The following is a 19,379-nucleotide window of genomic DNA, read 5'->3' as shown; positions in this document are numbered from 1 at the left end:
GGTCGGCCGTACCGAGTTCCTGCTTCACACGTAGAAGTCCAGTTCTTCCTGGTGCTTCAACAGGTCTCGCATCCGGACGGGGTCGTCACCGAAGAAGTACAGCAGTCCCCAGTGCGTCCCGAACGCGGTCCGCTTGGTCACCGTCTGCTCCAACGGCGGTGCCAGGTCGTTCGTCTCGTAGTAGTCGTGTTCGGCCGTCTCGGCGGGGATCTCCAGCGAACTGACGACGCGCCGACGGGGATACACGCCGAAGCATCCGGCGACGCCCGTCGCGTCGACGACCTCCTTCGGGAAGAAGGCGTCGATCTCCTCCGTGGTGGTCTTCGGGTCGAAGGCCAACGCGAGCCCCTGGTAGGCGTTGAACCCGTACGCCCGCTCGAGGAGCTCGAACACCTTGAAACCCGGTGGGCGGTAGGCGACCTCGCCGAAGTACATCTCACCGTCACTGGTGACGAAGTACTCGGGATGGATGAACCCGAACTCGATGTCGAAAGCCTTGATGAGCTTCTCGATCTGCGCGGTGATCGCCGGCCGGTACTTCTCCAGCTCCGGCGTCGCCGGCACGAACACCGAGTACCCGAGCGTCACGTACTCGGAGATGTTGAGGAACTTGACCTTCCCGTCGTGGATCCACGCTTCGACGGCGAACTCCCACCCGTCCAGGTGCGACTCCATGAGCACCGGGAACTCCTCGTCCGGGATCGAGTCGACCTCGTCGGGAGTGCGGATCACGCGGTGGCCGAGGCAACCGGCCTTGTCGAACGCCTTCAGGTGGATCGGGTCGTTCGGGTCGCCGTCGAGCTTGAGCAGCGTCTGGTTCACGCGACGGAGAAAACGGATGACGTCCTCGCGGTCGTGCGCCTCCTCGAAGATGCCGACGCGGATGCCACCGAGCTGGGCCCGCCGCTTCATCAACGCCTTGTCGCGCAACAGCATCGCCTGACCGAACAGGCGCGGGTTGTCCAGTAGGACGGAGTTGATCGCGCCAGCCCACTCGACGGTCTCCTCGTAGAGCGGGATCGACACGTCGACACCCATGTCCCGCAACGTCTCCGCGATCTCGAGTGACCTGTCGTTGAGACGTTCGAAGTCCCAGGGGAGGTACGGGATCTCGTGCTGTTCGCAGTACTCGCGTGCCCATTCGGGCGCGACCACCACGTACCGGCGGTCGAATGCGTCGAGCGCCTCGACTGCGGCGAGGCTCCATCCGAGGAGTGCGACATATCCCTTGTCGGGGTTCTTCGGGACCCTGCGTCCCGAGGTCTGCACCTGTGTCTGTGACTGCGTCGCCGACTGGGTCTGCGTCTGTGTCATGCCTGTCTCCTTCCCGTCGAGCGGTAGGGGGTCGAGCCCCGCCAACGGTACAGATGACGCACGCAGGCACCTAGTTCGGACCGCTCAGAGGGCCTGTTCAGGCAGGTCCCTGTTCTGCCGGGCGGCCACGACTCGCCCGGCGTCGACACCCTCGCCCCCCGCGTCGCGGGACACTGGTCGTATGACCGACCCGCCGGCATCGCCTGCCGCGACGACGGCCCTGCTCGGGGAGATCGCCGCGCGCTTCACCACCACCATGCGCGCACCGGTCCTCGGCTCACCTGCGAGTGTGGGCCTCGCGTTCGAGGAGGTCGTCTTCCCGGCGACCGACGGTGTTGCGCTCGAAGGGTGGTTCGTCCCGGCGAGCTCGCCGAGGGCCACCGTGATCGCCACCCATCCACGCGGATTCAGCAGGACGGGGCTGCCGGCGGATCAAGAACCGTGGCGGGCGATCCACGCCGAGACCGGCAACGACATCGCCGTTGACTTCCTGCCTGACATCCGCGTCCTGCACGACGCTGGGTACGAAGTACTCGCCTTCGACCTCCGGAACTCCGGCTGGAGCGGTGCGGCCAACGGTGGGGTGACGAGCAGCGGACGGTTCGAGGCCCGGGACGTGCGAGGAGCGCTGAGATTCGTGCGGTCGCGGAGCCCGCGTCCGACCATCCCCGTCGCGCTCGTGACGCGATGCCTCGGTGCCAACGCAGCGTTCTTCGCGATGTCGCAAGCCCCGGACGAATTCGACCAGGTGAGGTGCGTCGTCGCCTGCCAGCCGCTGTCTCCCGCACAGGTCCTGCGACGCACCCTCGAGCGTCGCGGTGTCCCGATCCAGAACATGATCGAGCTCGACAGACTGGTCCAACTGCGGGCCGGGTTCACGTTGGCAGACCTCTCACCTGTCGAGGCCGCACGCAGCGTCCGACCACCGACCCTGATGTACCAGGTCAGAGACGATGTGATGACCAGGCCTGACGACGTACAGGCGATTCACGACGCCGTCGGGACCTCCGACAAGGAGCTGTTCTGGATCGACGGAACGACACGCCGATGGGACGGCTACCTGCATTTCCAGCGTCACCCCGACCGGGTGCTGGCGTGGCTGGACCGACACACGCGGTCCTGATTCGTGGATCAGGCCGACGCGGCGGCCTTCCAATCGGCGGTGCGCTCCGGCGATGCCTGCTCGAGTGCGTCGCGGGTCTCGTCGGCGGTGCCGTGTTGGCCGTACACCGGGGTGCCGGGTTGCTGGCGCCACGACTCGGCGATCGTCCCCGCGTCGACGGGGTCGAAACCGAGCTCGTCGACGATGTTGGAGACGACCACCTTCGCCGCGGCGTCGTCACCGGCGATCGGGAGCGCGATGCGCCCCTCCTCGCCGGCGGGCTTGCCGCGCTCGAGCAGGAACTTCCAGAAGATGCCGTTGAACACCTTCACGACCGGTTGGCCGATCTGCTCCGACACCCACGCGCTCTCGGTCTGTCCGTCCTCGATCGCGGCGATGAGGCCGTCGCGCTGCTGCGGGTAGTAGTTGTTCGTCTCGATGATCGGCGCGCCCGGCGTGCGCGCGGCGAAGATGCCGGGCTCGAGATCCGGGACGTTCTTCTGCGGGATCGACAGGATCACGAGGTCCGCGTCGCGGGCGGCCTCGCGCGCCCAGACGGGCGTGGCACCGGTCTCGCCGGCGAGCTCGGCCAACGTCTCCGGTGCACGCGAGTTCGCGACGTGCACCTCGTGTCCGAGGGCGGTCAGCCGCCGCGTCAGGCTGCCGCCGATGTGTCCTGCTCCGATGATCCCGATACGCATGTCTTGCAGAAGGATCGGCGCTCGACGCATATTCCGACGGTCGACCCGGGTGTGACGCGCGAGACGCACGCGATGCCGGAATAGTCGAGGCCGATCCGCGGTTGATGAGTCCGACGGAGCCGGACCGAATGCCCCGGGCCCCACCCCATCGCCGCCACGAGCGGCCACTCGCCGAGAGGCGCATCACCGGCCCCGTCCACCGACCGGCGGCGTCGTCACCCCACGAGGGTGTCGGCGCCGTCGTCGTGTGCGTGGCCGCCGTGTCAGGCGGCCGGAACCACCGACTGCGACTGTCGCGGGGAGCGGAAAGCCGCTGCACTCCAGGGGGCAAGAGGTGCGGCACCGTAGCCCATCTGGACCAGGCGGTCGCGGACCTCGTCCAGGGAGGTCGCGCGCAGGATCGTCTGCAGGTCGGCCACGCACCGCTCGACGTCGGACAGGGGCGCGTCGAGTGCCGTCGCGACCTGAGCCGGCGACGATCCGAGTGCGAGGTGTTCTGCGATTGCCTTGTGGTTCGTCACGTCTTCGACGGTAGGTCGGCGCAGGCGTGCCCGAAAGACGTCGGAGGCAATCGACGGTGCAACCGTGTCGGCGGTCGCGGTTCGGTAACGCCGTCGTGACCTCAGTCGCCGATCCGCCGCAGGTCGTTCTCGAACGTCACACGACCCGGGCACGCCTCGGTCCACGCCAGCGTCGAGGTGCTGGTGATCGACTGCACCGGCGACGCGTCGCCCTCGGGGAGGGTGGCGGTCGAGGTCAGGACGGGTCGGTAACTGCGTCCGTCCGCGCATCGCCGGGGTCCGACGGTCTCCACCTGCGACAGCATCCGAGACGGCCCGCCGGTGAACCCCGCGACGGTGGGTGAACCCTGGGAGTCCTGGCCGTTCATGACGACCACGCAGGTGGTCGCGTCACGGGTGCAGGTGGGTGCCGCCGTGAACCGCGTGGTCTGCACGGTCGGTGTCCTGATGAGGGTCGGGGGATTCCAGGCCACGATCCTCGTCGTCTCCTCGTAGGCCCCGCGGAACCCCTCGACCGGCGACGCGACCGCCGCCGGCACACGGACGTCCCCGATCGTGCGGGTCCCGGACGGCAGGCCCCCGGTGCGGGTGAGGGTGATCGACCCCTCCGACGTCATCGCGCAGGAGCCTCCCTGGACCGACGCGAGCGTGCCCGACAGGCGGCTCGCCGAGTCGTTGGCGCGGATCGACGCGCTCTCCAACGCCACCCACGGTTCGTCGACCGGAGCCGTGAGCCCCTCGGGGACGCAGGGTCGCGTCGGCGGCACCACCACACGCGACCAGGTCCCGTTCTCCAGCACGAACTCCATGCGGTCCTGGTCGTAGGGGAGGCTCGGATCCGCGGCGGTGGACGACGCGACGGCGACACACCCGTTGCCCGGCCCCGCGCACGAGGTCTGCACGACCCACGTCGTCGTCTGTGGGACGGCGTCGGTGCCGGTGGCGGGCGTCCCGTCGATCGAGGCGGTCAGCCGAGTCACCGAATAGGTGCCGCTGAACATGGCGGCGGGGTCTGCCTTCTCGTCGGAGCACGCGGTGACGAACCCGCCGACGATCGTCGTCGCGAGCGCGACGAGGGCACAGTGCCGCACCACGCGCGAGGTGAGGGTCGGGCGGGTCATCGGTGCTCCTGGGCGTGCGAGAGGCGATCTGTGCGATATCTCATCACACATTCGCCGACTGCAACCGACGACGAACCGAGGCCCGTCAGGCGACGATCGACGGCCTCCCGAACTGAGTCCGCACGCCCGGCGACCACAGCGCGCGCAGCGGCTCACCGGCCGCACGGACGCCGCTCGCGTCCAGCAGGTCGTCGTCGAGGTGGACGATGTCCGCCCGGTGCAGAGGCCAGGCCGAGTGCTGGTTCGGCACCCACAGCGTCCGGCCCGCCACACGGGTGTGCGCCCCCCAGCGGGCGGTGAGCCACTGCTCCAGATCCGTGGGCTCCACCGGCGCGCCGATCTCCACCTCGAGGCGGCTGCGCAGTCCCCGGTCGGGCCAGCGCCGCTTGCTGATGTACTCCACGCGGGTGCCCATGCGGCGGATCGACATGTCGGCCCATGTGTAGGGGATGCCCAGACCGATGCGGGTGAGTGGGACCACCGCCAGTCGGCTCGTCTCGAGCGACCGGAACAGCACGCCGTGCCGGCCCTTGTCGTCGACCGAGTAGAGGCGGATGTTCGTCTCGGCGAACGACCCCAGGTACGGGACGGCCGGGGTGCGACCGAGGGATATGTCGTGCATCTCGAACGGCACCAGGGCGACGTAGGTTACGCCGTCGGCGAACACATCCGGTCGTGTGCCGCGCGGGAACATGTGCGCCACCGACGCGGGGTCGACGGGCCAGTGGACGAAAGTCAGGTTCTCCCACCGCTGGTCGAGGATCATCGGCCGCGGCAGCTTCGGCGCGGTGAGCGGTGCTCCCAGGATGCTGGACATGCCGACCAGTATCCCGCCCTCCGCACCATGTGACACGGGAGCGTGACGGAGCGGACAATCAGTACTCGTGCCATCCGGGAGCAAACCCGCCATCCTGACCGTCGACGACGACCCGTCGGTGTCGCGTGCCGTGGCCCGCGACCTGCGGCGTCGCTACGGCGAGAACCACCGCATCATCCGCGCCGAGTCGCCGGACTCCGCGCTCGAGACGCTGCGGGAGATCACGCTGCGCGGCGAGGACGTCGCGGTGATCCTCGCCGACTACCGCATGCCGCTCATGACCGGCATCGAGTTCCTCGAGCAGGCCATGGACATCGTCCCGGCCGCGAAGCGGGTGTTGCTCACCGCCTACGCCGACACCGGCGCGGCGATCGACGCCATCAACGTCGTCGACCTCGACCACTACCTCCTCAAGCCGTGGGATCCGCCGGAGGAGAAGCTCTACCCGGTTGTCGACGCGCTGCTGGAGGCGTGGCGATCGTCGGATCGCAGTCGATCCGACGACACGCGCATCGTGGGACACCGTTGGGACCCGCGGAGTTCGGCGATGCGGGAGTTCCTCGCCCGCAACCAGCTCGCGTACCGGTGGTTCATGTCCGACGAACCCGAGGGCGCGCGACTGCTCGCGGCCGCCGGTCTCGCCGACGACGCGCGTCTGCCGGTCGTCGTGTGCGCCGACGGCACCGTGCTGCAGGAGCCGACGGACACCGCACTCGCCGATCACCTGGGTCTGCAGACCAACCCGAGCGGCGACTTCTACGACCTCGTCGTGGTCGGTGGCGGACCGGCCGGGCTCGGATCGGCGCTGTACGGCGCCAGCGAGGGACTGCGGACGGTCCTGGTGGAACGGACCGCCACCGGTGGACAGGCCGGACAGAGCTCACGCATCGAGAACTACCTCGGTTTCCCCGACGGGGTGTCGGGGGCGCAGCTCGCCGATCGTGCACGGCGACAGGCCATCCGCTTCGGCGCCGAGCTGATCACCACCCGCGACGTGGTCGCGCTCGAGGTCAACGGTTCGGCACGGACGGTCCGCTTCGACGACGGCAGCACCATCGACGCGCACACCGTGATCCTGGCGACCGGCGTCTCCTACCGACGGCACGACGCCGACGGTCTCGACGAGCTGACCGGGCGCGGCGTCTACTACGGCTCGGCGGTGACCGAGGCGGCGCGCTGCGGCGATCAGGACGTCTACATCGTCGGCGGTGCCAACAGCGCCGGGCAGGCTGCCCTGTACCTCGCCCGCGGCGCGCGGTCGGTGACGATCGTGGTCCGCGCGCCGTCGCTGCAGGCGTCGATGTCGCACTACCTCATCGCGCAGATCGACAAGACCCCCAACGTCTCCGTCCGCACGTGCACCGAGGTCGTCGGCGTCGCCGGCGACGACCACCTGGAGACGATCACCCTGCGCGACCGCACCACCGGCGACGAGGAGACCGTCTCGAGCGGTTTCCTGTTCCTGTTCATCGGGGCGGCGCCCCGCACCGACTGGCTCGACGGGGTGATCGCCCGCGACCAGCACGGCTTCATCCCCACCGGTCCCGACCTGGTCTCCGACGGGACCGTGCCCGGCGACTGGTCGCTCGACCGGATGCCGCACCACCTCGAGACCACCGTCCCCGGCGTGTTCGCCGCCGGTGACGTCCGATCGCAGTCCGCCAAACGCGTCGCCTCCGCCGTGGGCGAGGGGGCGATGGCCGTCATGCTCGTCCACCGATATCTGGGGCAGTCATGACAGAACCCGTGATGTGCACACCCGAGGAACTGCGCGAGCTGTTCCTCTTCGAGCACCTCTCCGACGATCAGCTCGACACGCTCTGCCGCGAGGGACACGTCGTCGAGATCGAGCCGGGACCGCTCTACACCGAGGGGGAACCGGCGACGTGCTTCTACGTCCTCATCTCCGGCGAGGTGGTGATGTCGAAGATGTCGGCGGGGGAGGACATCCAGATCTCCCGGACCTCGCAGAAGGGCGTGTATGCGGGCGCCTGGCAGGCATATCTGGGCGACATGGGGTCGGACACCTATCCCGCGTCGATGCGCGCCGTCACCCCGTCGACGTTCTTCGTCCTCGACGCCGACGTCTTCGGGCGTCTTGTCCGCGAGTGGTTCCCGATGGCGGTACACCTGCTCGAGGGGCTCTTCATCGGCAACCAGAACTCGCGGCAGATCCTCGACCAGCGGGAGCGTCTGCTCGCGCTGGGTTCCCTGTCGGCCGGGCTCACGCACGAGCTGAACAACCCGGCGGCGGCCGCGGTCCGGGCGACGTCGGCGCTGCGCGACCGTGTATCGCACATGCGGCGCAAACTGCAGGTGATCGCGTCGGGCATCTACGACGCCGAGGCCATCGCGACCCTGATCCGGTTGCAGGACGAGGCGGCCGAGCTCGTCGCCAAGGCGCCGACGCTCACACCGCTCGAGGCCTCGGACCGCGAGGACGCGATCGCCGACTGGCTCGACGACCACGCCATCGCCCAGAGCTGGGAGCTCGCGTCGCCGTTCGTGGCGGCCGGGATCGACGCCGACTGGCTGGAGAAGATCGCCGCCCGCGTGGACGTCTCGATTCTCGAGAGCGCCATCCGCTGGCTCTTCTACACCGTCGAGACCGAGCTGCTGATGAACGAGATCGGCGACTCGACCACCCGTGTCTCGACGCTCGTCGACGCCGCGCGGCAGTACTCCCAGATGGACCGGGCACCGCACCAGCGCGCCGACCTGCGCGAGCTCATCGACTCGACGCTGGTGATGCTGGGCCGCAAGATCGGCGACGGGGTCACCGTCGTCCGCGAGTACGACCCGGCGCTGCCCGCGCTCCCGGTCTACGCGGCCGAGCTGAACCAGGTGTGGACCAACCTGATCGACAACGCGGTCGCCGCGATGGACGGGTCGGGGACGCTGACCGTGCGGACCCGCCGCGACGACGACGACGCCGTCGTCGAGATCGCCGACACCGGACCCGGTGTGCCCGAGGACATCCGGACACGGATCTTCGAACCGTTCTTCACGACGAAAGCCGTCGGTGAGGGCACCGGCCTGGGCCTCGACATCTCGTGGCGGATCGTCGTGAAGAAGCACCACGGGAGCCTCACGGTGCGATCGGAACCCGGCGACACCGTCTTCGAGGTCCGCATCCCGCTGGAGGCCCCGACGCCCGAGGCCGTCCCGGTCCCCGACTGATCCCTGAACCCGCGCCGACCGAGCGAACCCGCCTCGTGCTCTACACGGAACGGCCGCTTCGGCGCGGGTTCACCGACCCGCGCGCTCCTCGTCGATCCGCGTCGTGCCCGGCGCGGGATCGGTGGTCCGACGCGGGTTCGCGGAGCCGGCCGTCCGTGCAGATCGCGGCACTAGGCTGAGGCCATGTCCCAGCAGGCGCCGTGGGCGCGAGGTCGGTACGAGTCTGTCGCCACGCTCATCGCACCGGTCGCCGACGAGCTGGTCGCCCGCGTCGAGGACCTTCGGCCACTCACCGGGACCGACGTCGTCGACCTCGCCTGCGGCACCGGCTCGGTCGCCCGCGCCGCCGTGCGCCGGGGAGCGCGGGTCACCGGCGTCGACATCACCCCCGAACTCGTCGACATCGCGCGCGCCGCATCGCCCGACGCGATCGACTGGGTCGTCGCCGACGCCACCGACACCGGGCTGCCGGACAGCAGCGCCGACGTGGTGCTGTCGAGCATGGGCATCATCTTCACCCCGGCCACCGTGCTCGACGAGATCGCCCGACTTCTCCGCCCCGGCGGGACGCTCGGTTTCACCGCATGGACGCGGTCCGCGCACAACCCTTTCCACGATCCGGTCGTGGAGGTCCTCGGCTCCCCGCCGAGCACCACGCCCGGCCCGGATGCGTGGGGCGACGCCGAGACGGTGCGCGCCCGCCTGGCCGACGCCTTCCACACCGTCGAGGTCGACCCCCGCGTGCACACCTGGCGCTTCGACTCCGTCGACACCGCTCTGCACTTCATCGCCCACGAGTCGCCGGTCCACGTGGATCTGTTGTCCCGCGTCGACGAGGTGCAGCGGGATCGGTTGCTCACGGCATTCGAGGCGGCGCTCACCGCGACCACCGACAGCGACGGGACCGTCGCGTTCGAGTCGCCCTATGTGGTCGTCACCGCGCTCGTCCGCTGACGGTCTCGCCTACTGCGCGCCGAAGGTGCACGTCGCGCCGGTCGGTGGTGTTGTATGGAACGGGTGCGCCTGCCCACGAGCCGCCATCGCCGCGGTCGACTCGTCCTCGCCGTGATGCTCGCCGCCGTCGCGGTCCTTCTCGCCGGGTGTTTCGACCCGCTCGACCGCGCCGGATCGCGTGATCCCGACCCCAACCACATCGTCGTGGGGTCCGGCGGTGTGCTGGAGGCGCAGATCATCGGTCAGATCTACATCGACGCACTGAAAGCGAACGGCTTCCAGGTCACCGACCAGCTGAACTCCGGCACCCGCGAGCGGTACGTCCCCGCGCTCAAGGCCGGCGACATCGACCTCACGCCCGACTTCATCGGCAACCTTCTCTACTACCTCGCGTCGAACAACTCGTCCGTGTCGGCCGAACGCGCAGAACAGATCTCGACCATCACCGACCTCCCCGGCATCGAGGCCGCGATGCCGGAGGCCATCGGCCCCGACCTCGCGATCGGGCAGCCGGCGCCCGGATCCGACTCCGACAGCGTCACGGTCACGTCGACCACCGCGGACCGCTACCGGCTCAGGACCATCGGTGACCTCGCCGAGCTGTCGAAGCGGCAGACCGTCACGTTCATGGCCAACAGCGAGTTCGCGACCCGCTCCGTCGGTGTACCCGGGCTGGAGAAGAACTATGGCCTGCGGGTCGAGTTCCGTCCCAACAACGACTCCGGCGGCCAGGCCACCATCAACGAACTGACCTCCGGCCGGGTCACCGCCGCCGACATCTACACGACGACACCGGCGATCACGACCGAGAACCTCGTGGTGCTCGAGGACCCGAAGAACAACTTCCCCGCCAACAACGTCGTCCCCCTCATCGCGAAGTCGAAGGTGACACCGAAGTTGCTCGGGGTGCTGAACGCGGTGTCGGCGAAGCTCACCGTGACCGAGCTGCGGGACCTCAACTACGCCGTCTCCGGCCCCCGGAAACTCGAGGTCGAACAGGCGGCGTCGGAGTGGGTCGACAAGTGGAACCTGAACGAGAAGATCGGACAGTGATGCCCAGTCCTCAATCGACGATGATCGGCTTCGAGTCGGTCACCAAGACCTATCCCGACGGGACCACGGCGGTCGACACCCTCGACCTCGAGATCGAGGCCGGGTCGTTCACCGCGTTCGTGGGTCCGTCGGGCTGCGGCAAGACGACCTCCATGCGGATGATCAACAAGATGATCACGCCCACCAGCGGTGTGGTGCGGGTCGACGGCGACGACGTCGCCGGGGTCGACCCGGTGAAGCTGCGCCGCGGGATCGGCTACGTGATCCAGAGTGCGGGGCTCATGCCGCACCAGCGGATCGTCGACAACGTCGCGACAGTGCCTGTCCTGCAGGGCGTCCCGCGCAAGAAGGCGCGGAACGCGGCGATGGAACTGCTGGAACGCGTCGGTCTCGACGCAGTGCTGGCGACGCGCTACCCCGCGCAACTCTCCGGCGGCCAGCAGCAGCGCGTCGGCGTCGCACGGGCACTCGCCGCCGATCCGGCGATCCTGCTCATGGACGAGCCGTTCAGCGCCGTGGACCCCGTGGTCCGCGAGGACCTGCAGAACGAGATGCTTCGTCTGCAGGGCGAACTGCGCAAGACGATCGTGTTCGTCACCCACGACATCGACGAGGCGGTGAAGCTCGCCGATCGGATCGCGATCTTCGGCTCGGGTGGGAAGCTCCACCAGTACGACACCCCGGAGCGACTGCTGGCGGCGCCGTCGGACGACTTCGTCGCCGGCTTCGTCGGGCGTGACCGCGGATACCGCCTGCTGCAGTTCACCTCCGGCCAGTCGATCCCGATGGAACCGCTGGCCCCGATCGGCGAGTCCGACATCGACGGGCTCACCCTCGGCGACGACGACTGGCGACTGGTACTCGACGGTGACCGCCGCCCGTTCGGTTGGGTCGACGCCGCCGGCGTGCAGGCACATCGCGGAGGTGCGGGCCTGTACGAGAGTTGTTCTGCCGGAGGATCACTCTTCGTCGAGGGTGGCACCGCGCGGCAGGCGCTCGACGCTGCGCTGTCGTCCCCGTCGGGAGTCGGGGTCGTCGTCGACGACGCCGGCGAGGTGACCGGCGGCCTCCGCGCCGCGGGGGTCCTGTCGGTCATCGAGCGCGAGCGGACCTCGTCGTGAACTACCTGTTCACCCACTTCGACAAGGTCTGGGGACTGGTCGGTGAGCACCTCAAGCTGGCGCTCATCCCGATCGTCGTCGCCCTCGTCATCGCGATCCCCCTCGGTCTCGCGGTGCACCGATCCGCGACGGCCCGGCGCGTCACCGTGATCGTCGGGTCGATCATCTTCACCGTCCCGTCGATCGCGCTGTTCATCGTGCTGCCGTCGCTCATCGACACGCGGATCCTCTCCGACCTCAACGTGATCGTCGCGCTGGCGCTCTACGCGACCGCGCTGCTGGTCCGGTCGGTGCCGGAGGCGCTCGACGCGGTGCCGGCCGCATCGCTCGACGCCGCCGAGGCCATCGGGTACAAGCCGTGGGAACGCGTCGTCAAGGTGCAACTGCCCCTGGCCATCCCGGTCCTCGTCGCGTCGATCCGCGTCGTGTCGGTCACCAACATCTCGTTGGTGTCCGTCGGGTCGGTCATCGGATTCGGCGGTCTGGGCAAGTTGTTCACCGAGGGATACAGCCGCAACTACACCGACGAGATCATCGCCGGCATCATCGCGACCGTCGTCCTGGCGCTCGTCATCGACGTGATCCTGGTGGTGCTGGGTCGGCTCGCGACGCCCTGGACGCGGGCGTCCTCGTCGTCACGGACGCGTGCGTCCTCGTCGTCACGGTTCCTCCGACGTCGTGAGCAGCGGGTCGTGGCCCAGGGGGCGGGTGCATGAGCGACATCGCGTCCCAGACGTGGTCGTACCTGACCACCGGCAGCAACTGGACCGGCACCGCCGACGTCGACGGGCTCGGTCTGCTGATCGGACAACACCTGCAGTACACCGTCATCGCCGTGGCGGTCGCCGCCGCAGTCGCGGTGCCGCTGGGGCTGATCGTGGGACACACCGGGCGGGGCGAGGTCGTCGTCGTGGGTCTGGTCAACGTGGTCAGATCCCTGCCGACCCTCGGTCTGCTCCTGCTGTTCGTGCTGTGGATGGGCCTGGGGTTGACGCCCACGATCATCGCGCTGATCCTCCTGGCCATCCCACCCCTGCTCGCGGGCGCCTATTCGGGCGTGGCGAACGTCGACCGGGTCGTCGTCGACGCCTCACGCGCGATGGGGCTGCGGGAGTGGCAGATCCTGCTCCGGGTCGAACTGCCGAATGCGTTGCCGCTCATCCTCGGTGGGCTGCGCAACGCCACCCTCCAGGTGGTCGCGACCGCGGCCATCGCCGCATATGCCGGACTCGGCGGGTTGGGGCGCCCCATCTTCGACGGTCTCGCCACCTACGACTACGCGCCGATGATCGCTGGGTCGATCCTCGTCACGCTGCTGGCCCTGGTCCTCGACGTGGTCCTCGCCGGGCTGGTCTGGGTCTCGGCGCCGGGAACCGGTCGTCTGCGGCCCACACCGGCTCTCGACGGGGCGGCCGCACGCGTCTGACACGATCACCTGTCATGCACGCACGGATCCCTGCCGAGGGACTGGATCGGGTCGAGGCCATCCTGGCCGAGGCGGACGCCGAACTCGACCGCCTGTACCCCGGTGACCGGCGGACGGGGCAGCCCGTCCACACCGTCTACGTCACCGCCGACAAGGCCGTCCCGCAGACACCGCAGGCGTGGGGGACCCAGGCGCGTGCGCTGCTCACCGACCACACGATGATCGTCGCCGGGCTCGACGCGGCGGTCGACGTGTCGCTCGTCGACCGAATCCTCGGTGAGTGCCCGGTGCAGGACCTGCGCATCGACTTCGAGGACGGCTACGGCGACCGCGGCGACGACGTCGAGGACGAGGACGCGCGTCGTGCCGGCGCCACATTGGCGGCCTGGGCTGCCGACCCATCCGGCCCGTTCTCGCTGGGGATCCGCGCGAAGGGACTCGGGGCGGCCGAGCGGCGTCGCGGCATCCGCACGCTGGAGACGGTGCTCGACGCCGCCGGCGGAATCCCCGACGGGTTCGTGTTCACCGTCCCCAAACTGCGATCGGTCCGCCAGGTCGACGGCGTCGTCGCCCTGTGCGAGGAGATCGAACGCGCACACGGACTGCCCACGGGCAGCCTGCGTTTCGAGCTCCAGATCGAGAGTCCGCAAGCCGTTGTCGGGGCCGACGGGACGGCCACCCTCGCCCGCGCGATCGTCGCCGCGGAGGGCCGGTGCACCGGGCTGCACTACGGCACCTACGACTACAGCGCGGCATGCGGCATCGCCGCGCGGCACCAGTCGCTGGACCACCCCGTCGCCGACCACGCGAAGGCGGTCATGACGGCCGCGGCGGCCCAGACCGGGGTGTGGGTCTCCGATGGGTCCACGCAGGTGGTTCCCGAGGGCGATCCCGACGTGGTGGTCGCGGCGCTCTCACGCCACTTCCGGCTGGTGACGCGCTCGCTGCAGCGCGGGATCTACCAGGGCTGGGACATGCACCCCGGCCACCTCGTCACCCGTTGGGCGGCGACGACGGCGTTCTTCCGGGGCGCGCTGCCGCCCGCTGCGCGACGTCTCGAGTCCTACCTCGGGCGGCTCGGCGGATCCGTCGTCGACGAGCCGGCCACCGCGGAGGCCCTCGCCGCCGTCGTCCTGCGTGGTGTCGATTGCGGTGCTCTGACCGAGTCGGAGATCCTGGCGCTCGCCCCGAGTTGCACCGTGTCGACGTTGCGCGGGCTGCTGCGATACTCGGGCACATCATGAGTGACGACCACGTGTTCCGCACCCTGCCCGACCTCGCCCTGCGTTCCCTCGGCGGCGCCGTGATCTGGGCGAACGACGAGTTCTTCGCCGAGCGCGAGAACCTCATCAAGCCCGGTCCCGCCGGCTACTCCGCCGCGACGTTCGGTCACAAGGGTCAGGTCTACGACGGCTGGGAGACGCGACGTCGTCGGTCCTCGGGGGTCGACGAGGCGATCGTGCGGCTCGGTGCGCCCGGGTTCGTGCACGGCGTCGTCGTCGACACCGCCTGGTTCAAGGGCAACTATCCGCCCGAGGTGTCGGTCGAGGGTGCATGCGTCGACGGCCACCCCTCGGTCGACGAGGTGCGCGCGGCCGACTGGTCCACACTCGTCCCGCGGTCGCGGGTGCGGGGTGACACGAAGAATGACTTCGACGTCGAACCCGGCCCCCGCGTCACCCACGTGAAGCTGACGATGCATCCCGACGGTGGGGTCGCCCGCCTCCGCGTGCACGGCGTCGCCCGTCCCGACGTGACCTATCTGGATGCGGGCCCCGTCGACCTCGCGGCGATCGAGAACGGCGGACGGGTCACCGACTGCTCCAACATGTTCTACGGTTCGCCGCAGAACATGCTGCTGCCCGGCGTCGCGCGCTCGATGGGCGACGGGTGGGAGACCGCGCGCCGTCGCGACGACGGCAACGACTGGGTCGAGATCGCCCTCGCCGCAGAGGGTGTGCCGCAGATGATCGAGCTGGACACGTCGTATTTTCTGGGCAATGCGCCGGGCGCCGCGAGCGTGCGCGGGCGCGTCGCCGACGGGTCCTGGAACGAGATCCTCCCCCGCGTCGGCCTGCATCCCGACACACGACACCGTTTCGTCGTGCGCGACGCACCGGCGGTCACGGCGCTGCGCGTCGACGTGTTCCCCGACGGTGGGATGGCGCGCGTTCGCGCCTGGGGTGCGCTCACCGACGCGGGGCGGCAGACTCTCGCGTCATGACCGGAACCGCCGACTACCCGCGCGACATGATCGGGTACGGACCCACGCCGCCGGATCCGCAGTGGCCCGGTGGGGCCCGGATCGCCGTGCAGTTCGTCCTCAACTACGAGGAGGGCGCGGAGAACAACCCGTTGCACGGTGACCCGGCGAGCGAGACGTTCCTGTCGGAGATGATCGGTGCGCAGGCATTCCCGAACCGGCACATGTCGATGGAGTCGTTGTACGAGTACGGATCTCGCGCCGGGCTGTGGCGGGTGCTGCGTGTGTTCGAGCGGCGGGGCTGGCCGCTGACGATCTTCGCTGTCGCGCAGGCGATGCGCCGCAACCCCGAGGCCGTCGCGGCGTTCGCCGAACTCGGACACGAGATCGCCTGCCACGGACTGTGGTGGAAGTCCTACCAGCTCGTCGACGAGGACACCGAGCGCGCCGACATGGCCGCCGCGGTCGAGATGCTCAGCGAGATCACGGGTTCCGTGCCGGTCGGCTGGTACACCGGACGGGACTCGGCGAACACGCGGAGGCTCGTCGTCGAGCACGGCGGGTTCGAGTACGACGCGGACTCCTACGCCGACGACCTGCCGTACTGGACGAGGGTGGACACCGTCGACGGCACGAAGGACCACCTCGTCGTGCCGTACACGCTCGACACCAACGACATGCGATTCGCGTCGGCGGGCGGCTTCACCATCGGCGACCAGTTCTTCGCTCACCTGCGGGACGCATTCGATGTCCTGTACGCCGAGGGTGAGGCCGGGTCCCCGAAGATGCTGTCGATCGGTCTCCACTGTCGATTGGCTGGTCGGCCGGCAAGAACTGCTGCGCTGGAACGGTTCTGCGATCACATCGCCGCGCACGACGGAGTCTGGGTGGCGCGTCGCGTCGACATCGCTCGTCATTGGCGGGCGACACGCCCACCGACAGCGAGCGGGGATCATCTCCCGGCGGGATGATGGCTCGATGCTGGGACCACCGCAGGAGCGACTGGTCGCCGCGCTGCCCCGCACCGACGACGGGGCGTCGCAGGCGATCATCCTCGAGGCGCTGCGCACGGTGATCCTCGACGGCGTCGCCCCACCGGGCACGCCGATCCCCGTCGACACCGTCGCCGCGCACTTCGGGGTGAGCCGTATCCCGGTGCGGGAGGCGCTGAAGACGCTGGTCGGGGAGGGCATCGTCGACCATCGCGCGAACGGTGGGTACTCGATCGCGCGGCTGACCGGTGCCGAACTCGTCGAGCTGTATCTCGTGCGCGGCGCGCTGGAGACCGCCGCCCACGGTGTCGCGTTACCGGCCGCGACCGCCGCCGACGACGAGCGCGCCGGCGCCGCCTATGCCGCGCTCGACCGGGCGGTCCTCGCCGACGACGTCGTGGGCTATCACCAGGAGAGCCGCGCGTTCCACCTGGCTCTGGTGACGCCGTGCCGGATGCGTCGGCTGCTGCACGTCCTGGAGTCGACCTGGAACATCACCGAACCGGGCCGCCCGATGTGGCAGATACCGACCACCGAACGCGTCGCCCTGCACCTCGACCACGCGGAGATGTTGCGCGCCTTCCTCGCCCGCGACGGTGACGCCCTCACCGCCGCCACCACCGACCACAACGACCGCCTCCGCGCCGCGATCGCGCAGTCCCAGGGATCCGACTGACTCAGTCGCAGCGATGCATGTCATCGCCACCGGCGGAACCAGATCACCGCCGGAAGGTGTCGAAATCCGCGTCCTGGGCTCATGTCGTGGTCATTGTGACCGCCGTACCGGGTGAGGATGCGGAATTCGGACACGACTGAGCCTATTTGCGGTCAGAAACGTCCGACATAGGTGTGCGGAGGGGATATCGCCCTCAGCTCGCCTATGTCGGACGTTTGTGACCACGGGTCAGAGTTCCGGGATGCGGGCGCGCAGGAGGCAGAACTCGTTGCCCTCGGGGTCGGCGAGGACGTGCCAGGACTCCTCGCCGGTCTGACCGACGTCGGCCGTACGCGCGCCGAGGGCCAGCAACCTCTCCAGCTCGGCGTCCTGGTCGCGGTCGGTGGGGTTCACGTCGAGGTGGAGGCGGGGCTTCGCCTGCTCGGGTGACGGGTGCGGACTGAGGATCATCGTCGGCTGCAGTCCGCCGAACCCGGCTCGGGACCCGATCTCGAGGGACCCGTCCCCGGGCTCGTCGAGCACCACCCAGTCGAGGACGTCGCACCAGAAACGGGCGAGCGAGCGCGGATCGCGGCACTCGAGGACGAGTTCGCTCAACCGACAGGCCATGATGATCTCCTCTTCCGCAGGGCCGGCGAAGATATATTGTCCGAGCAACGGTGCGGAAACAGACGGGGAATATTTTCCTTGCATGACGACAACACCGGCGCCCGCGTCAGCGATGTATGACGCCGAGCTCGGGTATCACGCCCGGCTCACGAACGACGATCTGAAGCCCCTGGTCCCGCAGACCTGGTCCGGCTACAACATCTTCGCCTTCTGGATGTCCGACGTGCACAGCGTCGGCGGATACGTCACCGCCGGCAGCCTGTTCGCTCTCGGCCTCACCAGCTGGCAGGTGCTGGTGGCGCTGGTCGTCGGCATCATCATCGTGAACATCTTCGCCAACCTCGTGGCGAAGCCCTCTCAGGTGTCCGGGGTGCCCTACCCGGTCATCTGTCGTGCGCCGTTCGGTGTCCTCGGCGCGAACGTCCCCGCCATCATCCGCGGCCTGATCGCCGTGGCCTGGTACGGGATCCAGACCTACCTCGCGTCGAACGCGTTCGTCGTCCTCGGCCTGAAGTTGTGGCCGTCGCTGGCGCCGTGGGCCGACGTCGATCAGCACGGCTTCCTCGGGTTGTCGGCCCTCGGCTGGGGTGCGTTCGCCATCATGTGGGTCCTGCAGGCCGTGGTGTTCTGGCGCGGGATGGAGGCGATCCGCAAGTTCATCGACTTCTGCGGTCCCGCCGTCTATCTCGTCATGCTGGTGCTGGCCATCTACCTCGTCACCAAGGCGGGCTGGTCGAACATCAGCCTCAACCTCGGCTCGGTCCAGTACTCCGGGTGGTCGTCGGTGCCGGTGATGCTCGGAGCGATCGCCCTCGTCGTCTCCTACTTCTCGGGACCGATGCTCAACTTCGGTGACTTCTCCCGCTACGCCAAGTCGATGTCGGCGGTCCGCACCGGCAACTTCCTCGGCCTGCCGATCAACTTCCTGTTCTTCTCGGTGCTGACGGTCATCACGGCATCGGCGACGCTGCCGGTGTACGGCAAGCTCATCACCGACCCCGTCGAGACGGTGGCCCAGATGGACAGCGTGACCGCCGTCGTCCTCGGTCTGCTGACGTTCATCGTCGCCACCATCGGCATCAACATCGTCGCGAACTTCGTCTCGCCCGCCTTCGATTTCTCGAACGTGAGCCCGCAGCGGATCAGCTGGCGTGCGGGCGGCATGATCGCCGCCGTCGGGTCCGTCCTGATCACGCCGTGGAACCTGTACAACAACCCCGACGTCATCCACTACACGCTGGAGACGCTGGGCGCGTTCATCGGTCCGTTGTTCGGTGTGCTGATCGCCGACTACTACTTCGTGCGCAAGCAGCGTGTCGACGTCGACGCCCTGTTCTCCATGGAGGAGGGCAAGCCGTACTGGTACCGCAACGGCGTCAACCCGCCCGCCGTCATCGCGACGTTCGTCGCCGCGATCATCGCGATGTTCCCGGTCATCACGAAGGCGCACCCGTTCGGGATGCACATCTGGGGCATGGCCGGCGCCTCGCAGTACTCCTGGTTCATCGGTGTCGCGATCGGATTCGGCCTCTACCTCGCGATGACGGGCGCTCTGCGGCGCCAGTACGCCGCGGTGGCACGCTGAACGG

General features: G+C 69.0%; 19 protein-coding genes. 13 read left to right on the top strand and 6 right to left on the bottom strand.

All coding sequences use genetic code 11. The annotated features are described in order from the left end of the window. Nucleotides 1–24 precede the first annotated feature (24 nt). Nucleotides 25–1,314 carry a carboxylate--amine ligase gene (locus Q1A98_RS00780; RefSeq protein ID WP_299569130.1) on the bottom strand — a complete coding sequence of 430 codons (1,290 nt, stop codon included), beginning with the start codon at nt 1,312–1,314 and terminating at the stop codon, nt 25–27. A 181-nt stretch (nt 1,315–1,495) separates the two neighbouring features. Between Q1A98_RS00780 and Q1A98_RS00775 the strand changes: the two genes are divergently transcribed. After that, nucleotides 1,496–2,437: an alpha/beta hydrolase gene (locus Q1A98_RS00775; RefSeq protein ID WP_299569129.1), complete on the top strand. Its 942-nt coding sequence runs from the start codon at nt 1,496–1,498 to the stop codon at nt 2,435–2,437. 8 nt (nt 2,438–2,445) lie between these two features. Here the strand turns inward: Q1A98_RS00775 and Q1A98_RS00770 are convergent, their stop codons facing one another. The 4 genes from Q1A98_RS00770 to Q1A98_RS00755 all read right to left on the bottom strand — a co-directional run bounded on the left by Q1A98_RS00770 (nt 2,446) and on the right by Q1A98_RS00755 (nt 5,576). Continuing rightward, nucleotides 2,446–3,186, bottom strand: a complete 741-nt coding sequence (locus Q1A98_RS00770) for an NAD(P)-binding domain-containing protein (RefSeq protein ID WP_299569128.1) — start codon at nt 3,184–3,186, stop codon at nt 2,446–2,448. 194 nt (nt 3,187–3,380) lie between these two features. Beyond that, nucleotides 3,381–3,638 carry a hypothetical protein gene (locus Q1A98_RS00765; protein ID WP_299569127.1) on the bottom strand — a complete coding sequence of 86 codons (258 nt, stop codon included), beginning with the start codon at nt 3,636–3,638 and terminating at the stop codon, nt 3,381–3,383. A gap of 101 nt (nt 3,639–3,739) precedes the next feature. Then, entirely contained in the window at nt 3,740–4,759 is a 1,020-nt protein-coding gene (locus tag Q1A98_RS00760) for a hypothetical protein (protein WP_299569126.1), read from the bottom strand. An 85-nt stretch (nt 4,760–4,844) separates the two neighbouring features. Continuing rightward, a complete protein-coding gene (locus Q1A98_RS00755; RefSeq protein ID WP_299569125.1) occupies nt 4,845–5,576 on the bottom strand; it encodes a DUF2071 domain-containing protein in 732 nt (243 codons plus the stop codon). Between the two features lie 67 nt (nt 5,577–5,643). Between Q1A98_RS00755 and Q1A98_RS00750 the strand changes: the two genes are divergently transcribed. From Q1A98_RS00750 to Q1A98_RS00700, 11 genes are all read left to right on the top strand, one after another. Next, nucleotides 5,644–7,314: an FAD-dependent oxidoreductase gene (locus Q1A98_RS00750; RefSeq protein ID WP_299569124.1), complete on the top strand. Its 1,671-nt coding sequence runs from the start codon at nt 5,644–5,646 to the stop codon at nt 7,312–7,314. Continuing rightward, nucleotides 7,311–8,756 (top strand): ATP-binding protein, encoded by a 1,446-nt coding sequence (locus tag Q1A98_RS00745; RefSeq protein ID WP_299569123.1) that lies wholly within the window; start codon nt 7,311–7,313, stop codon nt 8,754–8,756. Before Q1A98_RS00750 ends, Q1A98_RS00745 begins: the two co-directional genes overlap by 4 nt. A gap of 183 nt (nt 8,757–8,939) precedes the next feature. After that, on the top strand, nt 8,940–9,710 hold the full coding sequence (locus Q1A98_RS00740; protein ID WP_299569122.1) for a class I SAM-dependent methyltransferase: 771 nt from the start codon (nt 8,940–8,942) through the stop codon (nt 9,708–9,710). Nucleotides 9,711–9,773: 63 nt separating this feature from the next. After that, on the top strand, nt 9,774–10,763 hold the full coding sequence (locus Q1A98_RS00735; RefSeq protein WP_299569120.1) for an ABC transporter substrate-binding protein: 990 nt from the start codon (nt 9,774–9,776) through the stop codon (nt 10,761–10,763). Nucleotides 10,764–10,783: 20 nt separating this feature from the next. Further along, complete coding sequence (locus tag Q1A98_RS00730; RefSeq protein WP_299570460.1) at nt 10,784–11,884, top strand: ATP-binding cassette domain-containing protein; 1,101 nt, start codon at nt 10,784–10,786, stop codon at nt 11,882–11,884. After that, nucleotides 11,881–12,600 (top strand): ABC transporter permease, encoded by a 720-nt coding sequence (locus tag Q1A98_RS00725; protein WP_299569119.1) that lies wholly within the window; start codon nt 11,881–11,883, stop codon nt 12,598–12,600. The genes Q1A98_RS00730 and Q1A98_RS00725 overlap by 4 nt, the downstream gene beginning before the upstream one ends. Beyond that, a complete protein-coding gene (locus Q1A98_RS00720) occupies nt 12,597–13,310 on the top strand; it encodes an ABC transporter permease (RefSeq protein WP_299569117.1) in 714 nt (237 codons plus the stop codon). The genes Q1A98_RS00725 and Q1A98_RS00720 overlap by 4 nt, the downstream gene beginning before the upstream one ends. Before the next feature lie 14 nt (nt 13,311–13,324). After that, nucleotides 13,325–14,554, top strand: coding sequence for an aldolase/citrate lyase family protein (locus tag Q1A98_RS00715; RefSeq protein ID WP_299569115.1), 1,230 nt, complete (start codon nt 13,325–13,327; stop codon nt 14,552–14,554). Then, nucleotides 14,551–15,534, top strand: coding sequence for an allantoicase (gene alc, locus Q1A98_RS00710; protein ID WP_299569113.1), 984 nt, complete (start codon nt 14,551–14,553; stop codon nt 15,532–15,534). The genes Q1A98_RS00715 and alc overlap by 4 nt, the downstream gene beginning before the upstream one ends. After that, the gene (puuE, locus tag Q1A98_RS00705; protein ID WP_299569111.1) at nt 15,531–16,484 is read left to right on the top strand and encodes an allantoinase PuuE; all 954 of its coding nucleotides are present in this window, start codon (nt 15,531–15,533) and stop codon (nt 16,482–16,484) included. The genes alc and puuE overlap by 4 nt, the downstream gene beginning before the upstream one ends. Before the next feature lie 7 nt (nt 16,485–16,491). Next, complete coding sequence (locus Q1A98_RS00700; RefSeq protein WP_299569110.1) at nt 16,492–17,181, top strand: GntR family transcriptional regulator; 690 nt, start codon at nt 16,492–16,494, stop codon at nt 17,179–17,181. Between the two features lie 228 nt (nt 17,182–17,409). Here the strand turns inward: Q1A98_RS00700 and Q1A98_RS00695 are convergent, their stop codons facing one another. Continuing rightward, nucleotides 17,410–17,790 carry a VOC family protein gene (locus Q1A98_RS00695; RefSeq protein WP_299569107.1) on the bottom strand — a complete coding sequence of 127 codons (381 nt, stop codon included), beginning with the start codon at nt 17,788–17,790 and terminating at the stop codon, nt 17,410–17,412. 82 nt (nt 17,791–17,872) lie between these two features. Here Q1A98_RS00695 and Q1A98_RS00690 point away from each other — a divergent pair, with 82 nt between their 5' ends. Then, nucleotides 17,873–19,375, top strand: a complete 1,503-nt coding sequence (locus Q1A98_RS00690; RefSeq protein ID WP_299569106.1) for an NCS1 family nucleobase:cation symporter-1 — start codon at nt 17,873–17,875, stop codon at nt 19,373–19,375. The last annotated feature ends 4 nt before the right edge of the window (nt 19,376–19,379 follow it).

The sequence above is a fragment of the uncultured Williamsia sp. genome (genome assembly GCF_947494875.1).
GTDB lineage: Bacteria > Actinomycetota > Actinomycetes > Mycobacteriales > Mycobacteriaceae > Williamsia_A.
The sequence above is the reverse complement of the archived record's forward strand: the minus strand, read 5'-3'. Positions and strand labels throughout refer to the sequence as shown.

Coding starts and splice junctions, on each gene's coding strand:
- Q1A98_RS00780 (WP_299569130.1), bottom strand. CDS start 1,314: ATGACACAGACGCAGACCCAGTCGGCGACGCAGTCACAGACACAGGTG.
- Q1A98_RS00775 (WP_299569129.1), top strand. CDS start 1,496: ATGACCGACCCGCCGGCATCGCCTGCCGCGACGACGGCCCTGCTCGGG.
- Q1A98_RS00760 (WP_299569126.1), bottom strand. CDS start 4,759: ATGACCCGCCCGACCCTCACCTCGCGCGTGGTGCGGCACTGTGCCCTC.
- Q1A98_RS00755 (WP_299569125.1), bottom strand. CDS start 5,576: ATGTCCAGCATCCTGGGAGCACCGCTCACCGCGCCGAAGCTGCCGCGG.
- Q1A98_RS00745 (WP_299569123.1), top strand. CDS start 7,311: ATGACAGAACCCGTGATGTGCACACCCGAGGAACTGCGCGAGCTGTTC.
- Q1A98_RS00740 (WP_299569122.1), top strand. CDS start 8,940: ATGTCCCAGCAGGCGCCGTGGGCGCGAGGTCGGTACGAGTCTGTCGCC.
- Q1A98_RS00730 (WP_299570460.1), top strand. CDS start 10,784: ATGATCGGCTTCGAGTCGGTCACCAAGACCTATCCCGACGGGACCACG.
- Q1A98_RS00720 (WP_299569117.1), top strand. CDS start 12,597: ATGAGCGACATCGCGTCCCAGACGTGGTCGTACCTGACCACCGGCAGC.
- Q1A98_RS00715 (WP_299569115.1), top strand. CDS start 13,325: ATGCACGCACGGATCCCTGCCGAGGGACTGGATCGGGTCGAGGCCATC.
- alc (WP_299569113.1), top strand. CDS start 14,551: ATGAGTGACGACCACGTGTTCCGCACCCTGCCCGACCTCGCCCTGCGT.
- puuE (WP_299569111.1), top strand. CDS start 15,531: ATGACCGGAACCGCCGACTACCCGCGCGACATGATCGGGTACGGACCC.
- Q1A98_RS00700 (WP_299569110.1), top strand. CDS start 16,492: ATGCTGGGACCACCGCAGGAGCGACTGGTCGCCGCGCTGCCCCGCACC.
- Q1A98_RS00695 (WP_299569107.1), bottom strand. CDS start 17,790: ATGGCCTGTCGGTTGAGCGAACTCGTCCTCGAGTGCCGCGATCCGCGC.
- Q1A98_RS00690 (WP_299569106.1), top strand. CDS start 17,873: ATGACGACAACACCGGCGCCCGCGTCAGCGATGTATGACGCCGAGCTC.